The sequence below is a fragment of the Streptomyces sp. NPDC058964 genome (assembly GCF_042741275.1).
GTDB lineage: Bacteria > Actinomycetota > Actinomycetes > Streptomycetales > Streptomycetaceae > Streptomyces.
In genome coordinates this window covers 1-5,024 of record NZ_JBHYKH010000605.1, presented here as the reverse complement: position 1 = coordinate 5,024, position 5,024 = coordinate 1, and the positions used below count along the sequence as shown (strand labels likewise).

General features: G+C 72.2%; 4 protein-coding genes and 1 pseudogene. All 5 read right to left on the bottom strand.

Annotation, left to right across the window (positions count from 1 at the left end):
* Positions 1–312 precede the first annotated feature (312 nt).
* On the bottom strand, positions 313–963 hold the full coding sequence (locus ACFW2E_RS41320; protein ID WP_384475616.1) for a SurA N-terminal domain-containing protein: 651 nt from the start codon (positions 961–963) through the stop codon (positions 313–315).
* Positions 964–1,126: 163 nt separating this feature from the next.
* The gene (locus tag ACFW2E_RS41315) at positions 1,127–1,954 is read right to left on the bottom strand and encodes a glycoside hydrolase domain-containing protein (protein ID WP_384475613.1); all 828 of its coding nucleotides are present in this window, start codon (positions 1,952–1,954) and stop codon (positions 1,127–1,129) included.
* A 126-nt stretch (positions 1,955–2,080) separates the two neighbouring features.
* A complete protein-coding gene (locus ACFW2E_RS41310) occupies positions 2,081–3,565 on the bottom strand; it encodes a protein kinase (RefSeq protein WP_384475619.1) in 1,485 nt (494 codons plus the stop codon).
* A gap of 38 nt (positions 3,566–3,603) precedes the next feature.
* A complete protein-coding gene (locus ACFW2E_RS41305) occupies positions 3,604–4,242 on the bottom strand; it encodes a hypothetical protein (protein WP_384475611.1) in 639 nt (212 codons plus the stop codon).
* 278 nt (positions 4,243–4,520) lie between these two features.
* Positions 4,521–5,024, bottom strand: a pseudogene (locus ACFW2E_RS41300) (SAM-dependent methyltransferase); the annotation flags it as partial.

The following is a 5,024-nucleotide window of genomic DNA, read 5'->3' as shown; positions in this document are numbered from 1 at the left end:
CCGGCCCAGCGCCGCGGGGGCGCCGGGGTGGGTGGTGGGCCCCCGGCCGCGGCGGCCGGGGCGGCGGCGGGGTCCGGTTCCTGGAGGGCTTCGAGGCTGGTGGTGTTCACGCTTCGAACGTAACGCACACCCGCCGACGACCTCCTGAGTTGTCCACAGGCAGGGGATGACGATGCGATCGTATGACCGTCGCGAGGCCCCACACCGTACCGTCCGCCGCCGTGGCGGGCCGTGGCGGCCGGGCCGTGCAGAGCAGCGCCGGGCCGGGCCGTGCAGAGCAGCGCCGGGGCACACACGGGCCCGGTGCCGGGCCTACGCCGCCGTCTGCTGCGTCCCGCTCGTCGTGACCTCGCGTACCCAGGGCGTCTTCGCGTCCACACGGCTGCTCTTCTGCACGTCCCAGGAGCCGTAGCGGGGGTTGAGGTCGACGTGGAGCTCGCCCGACGCGGTGGACAGGGCCTTCCAGAAGGCGGGCTGGCTGGTGTCCGTGCCGAGCTTCTGGGCCAGCTTGCGGGCCTCCACCTGGAGACGGAGGTTCTCGTCGAGACGCTCGGGGGCCACGCCGTACTTCTGCAGCCAGGCCGTCTCCAGAGCCGCGGAGCTGCCGGCCTGCTGCACCAGGCCGGTGCGCATCTCCTGGATCTCCTTGCGGGTGACCGTGATGCCCTGGTCCTGCGCGGCACGGTGCAGCACCCGGTCGAGGACCATGTTGTGCAGGGTGTCGCGGGTGAGGCTGCTGGTGGAGGCGACGACCTGCTCGTACTGCGTCTCGTCCGGCACCGCGGCCCGCTGCGCCCGGCGCACCTCGTTCACCCTGGTCTCCAGCTGGGCGACGGTGATCCGCTGATCGCCGACGACGGCCGCCGCGCCCGGATGCGCATCGTTTCCGCAGGCGGTGAGCAGAGGTGCCGCGGCGACGATCGCGGCGGACAGGACGAGCGCGGTGCGACGGCGGCGGTGCAAGGAAACCTCCCGAGGAGATTGTGCGACGGTGCACAAAGTCTTGCGGTGATCGATGTTAGGCAGTGGCCAGCCTCTGGCCAACCCATTCGACCAACGATTCGCGAGCGCTTCGGGCACCACCGTGCCTCGCACGGGGCGGCGGCGGCCGGTGACCGGCGGGTGATCAGCCGGTGATGGCCACCGGGGCGTCCCACGCGTCGCGGTCCACGGTGATCGTGTAGCCGCCCCGGCTCTCCTTGCTGTTGACCATGTACTGGTGCGCCCGGCTGTGGCCGGTGTACTGGGTCGCGCCGAAGGGCCAGTCCGCGGTCGTGGTGTTCTGCTTGTCCCACAGCGCGTACCAGAGGTTGCCCGGCAGGTCGGTCCTGTCCGTGGCGTTGGCCACCGCCTTCGCGCTGGAGCTGGTGAAGCCGTAGTAGCCCGCGCGGTACGTCTTCGCGCGCAGCTCCTTGTCGAACGCGCGCACATAGGTGAGCACGGCGTCGTTGCACGACGTGTTCGTCGTGTCGTACGCCTCCATGTCGAGGTAGACGGGGCTGCCGGCCTTCATTCCGAGGGCGGAGGCCTTGGACACGGCGTCGTCCGCGTCGGTCCTGCCGAGGGATGCCGCGGTGGCGGCGGTGAGCTTCTCGGGGCTGGAGCCGCTCTGGCAGGGCGGCTGGGCGCCGACGTAGAGCGGAACGAGCTTCCAGCCGACCGCGCTGACGGACTTGACCCAGGAGGCGGTGAGGTTGGGCTGGGCGCAACCGCGGTTCTTCCCGCCCACGTAGACGGCGGCGGCGCCGTAGAAGCCCGTGTGCCACGCCTTCATGGCGGCCAGGGAGGGCGCGGCGCAGGTGTCGAAGGCGCGGCCGGTGTAGGTCTTCTGCGCTGGCCAGGTCGTGGCGGCCATGGAGGTCTGCGCGGCGATGCCCGCTCCGGCGACGACGGCGGCACCGGCGACCGCCCACGTGATGTATCTGCGCCCCTTCGACAGCCGATGGCCGGACATGGAGACCCACCCCTGATTGTGCGTTGCCTGGCAAAAGTGATCCGCAAGCTATCCGGCTTCGCTCACGCCTTGGGAAAGATCAGCTGCCGAACCCCACAAGATTCGCCCAGGAAACGGCAAAAAAGGCTAGCCCCGTACCTGCCCAAGCCACTGCAGCGTCCGTCTGACCTCCGCGGCCAGCGGGTGTCCGGGTCCGTGCAGGCGCTCGACGTCGACCACCAGCCGCGCGAGCGTGTCGTGGGCGGCGGCCCGGTCCCCGACGGCCAGCAGCAGAAGGCCGATACGGCGGCGGACGTCGTGAGCGAGCTGCGGGTCGCCGGAGACGTACTGGTTCTCGTAGTACGGCAGCAGCGCACGGTACTCCGCGATCGCGGCCGCCGGCTCGCCCATCTGCTCCAGACACTGGGCTGCGTCGAAGCGGAAGCGCAGGGACTGCGGGTCGGCCTGGCCCGCCTCGGTGGCGCGTTCGTCGGCAAGACGGCGCAGCTCGGGCAGCGCGCGCCGGTACTGGCCGTCGTCCATGAGCGTGGCCGCGTACTGCTTGCGCAGGGTGCGGACGACCGGGGAGTGCTCACCGTGCTGTTCGGCGGCGGCGGGCAGGATCGCGCCCAGGATGTCGACGGCCTGCGTGATGCGCCCCTCGCCCAGGAGGCGCTTGACCTCGTCGACGGCAGCGGCGACATCGGGCTTGTCGGGCACGGCCGCCACGGGGGCGGGCTGGGGCGCGGGCGTGCGCGCGCGGTCCGGCCAGGGAGCGTGCGGACGCAGGAAGGGGCGCGTCGGATCGAGGGGAGCCCCCGTGGGTGTCCCACGCGCGGGCAGGAGCAGCGCCAGGTGCTCGTACACCTCCTGCGCGGAGGCGGGCCGGTGCTGCGGGTCCTTGGCGAGCAGGCGCAGGACGAGCGCCTCCAGCGCCTCCGGCACCTCGGGCCGGATCCGGCGCACGGGCAGCGGCGGCTCGTACAGGTGCCGGTGCAGCACCCCGAGCGCCGTGGACCCGGCGAACGGCACGTCACCGCTGAGCAGTTCGTGCATCAGCACGCCCAGCGCGTACAGGTCGGTGTACGGGCCGACCGCGCCGCCCATCGCCTGCTCGGGCGCCATGTACGCGGGCGAGCCGATCGGTGAACCGGTGTGCGTGAGGCGGGTGGTGTCGGTGTCCATCACGGAGGCGACGCCGAGGTCGAGCACGGTGACCGTGCCGTCCTGCTTCACCATCACGTTGCGCGGCTTGAGGTCACGGTGGACGATCGGCACGGCGTGCACGGCGCTCAGCACGGCGCACAGCTGCGCGGCCACCGCGACCGTCCACTGCCACGGGTACGGGTCGTGCTCGGCCAGGTGGTCGGAGAGGTCGGCCCCGTCGACGTACTGCATGACGAGGAACAGCTCCTCGCCCTCGCTGCCCGCGTCGTGCACCGTGACCAGACCCGGGTGGTCGACCTGGGCGGTCACCCGGCACTCGCGCACGAAGCGGCGCCGCAGCTCGTCGGCCTCCTGGCCGGCCACTTTGTCCGGGCGCAGCAGCTTCACCGCCACCCGCCGGTCGAGCCGTTTGTCGTACGCCGTCCAGACCTGGCCCATGCCGCCCTGCCCGATGAGCGTGGACAGCTCGTAGCGGCCGGCGACGACACGTCCTGTCGCCACGGTCACCTTCCGCCCTCGTGGTTGCCCTCGTGATGCCCGTCGTGCTTGCGCAGGTAGTCACTGAGCTCGTCCAGCTCGGCGCGCACCTGGTCGATACGGGCCGGTGCCGGACGCTGCGGCGGCGTGGCCATCGGCGGTCCGGGCGGGGGCGTGTGGGGCATCGGGGGCGGGGTGTGCGGGGACTGTGGCACGGTCGGCACCACGGGCGAGCTCGGAACGGTCGTCGCGGTGTATGGCGACGAGGGACGCGGATAGCCGTACGCCGCCCCCATCGGCTGCTGCGCGCGGAAGGTCTCGCGCAGCCGCTGGAAGTGGCGCACGTCCGCCGCCAGGTAGTACGCCATCGCCGCGACGAGCGTGCCGAGGAGCAGGGTGAGGCCCAGGTAGCCGCCCGTCGTGTGGATCTCGTCACCGGGCTCGCTGCCCAGCAGCACGATGCTGAGGACGTCGGCCGCCAGCACCGCCACGAACAGGCCCCAGTCCAGCGACTTGCGCGTCACGATCGCCAGGCGCAGCAGCATCGTCCAGGCCATGAAGCCGATGGTGAAGAACCCGATCGCCACGAACAGCACGCGCAGGAGGACCAGCGCCGCGGGGTGCGGTGGCTGCTGCACCGGCTGTGCGTAGCCGTGGCCTTGCATGGCTGCTCCTGATGCCTGAAGAGGGCGTACGTGTCCGTCCGGCGCCCCCGCGGCCGCGGCCTCGGACAACACCGGTCATGCGATTGTCGCTTCGAGCATATGGCCCGACACGGACAAGCGGTCCGGGTTGTACCGAACCGTTGTCGGGCCGATCGCTTCCCACGACGTCGCAGGTGCGGACGGGGATGCGCGGAGCAGGACGTTCCGGACGGGACGGCGTGAAGCGTCGCGCGCGCCGCCTGCCCGGCCGGGTCACTCCGGCCGTCTCCCCGGCCGGGTCACTCCGGCGCCACCGTGCCGTCGGTCAGGCCGTCGTACATCCCTCGCACGAGCTGCTCCCCGAGCCGGCCCGCGTGCCGGAGCACCCGCTCGAACTCGTCCAGGGCGCGGAAGCGCGCGCCGTAGCGCCGTTGTTCGTCGAGCGGCAGCCGGGGCAGCTGGAGGCGGCGCACGTCGAGGCGGGTGGCGGTGGACGCGTAGCTGCTGGCCTGGCGGTTGTTGGCGGTGCCGCGCAGGAATCCGGCCAGGAACCAGGGATCGAGCGCCGTGGGATCGGGGCGCAGGAGAACGAGACTGCGCCCCAGGGCGGCGCCCCCGGTCGCGTCGTCGATGACACGCGCCACCGAGCCGCCGCCGAGCACCGGGACGACCACGTCGCCCGGTTCGGTGATCACTGCCTCCTCGTCGCTCTCGGGGAGCGTCCCGGAGGGCCCGGATCCGGCGAGGACGTCGTGGTCGGTGAGGACGGGCACGCGCGCGTGACCGCCGATTCCGCCGGTACG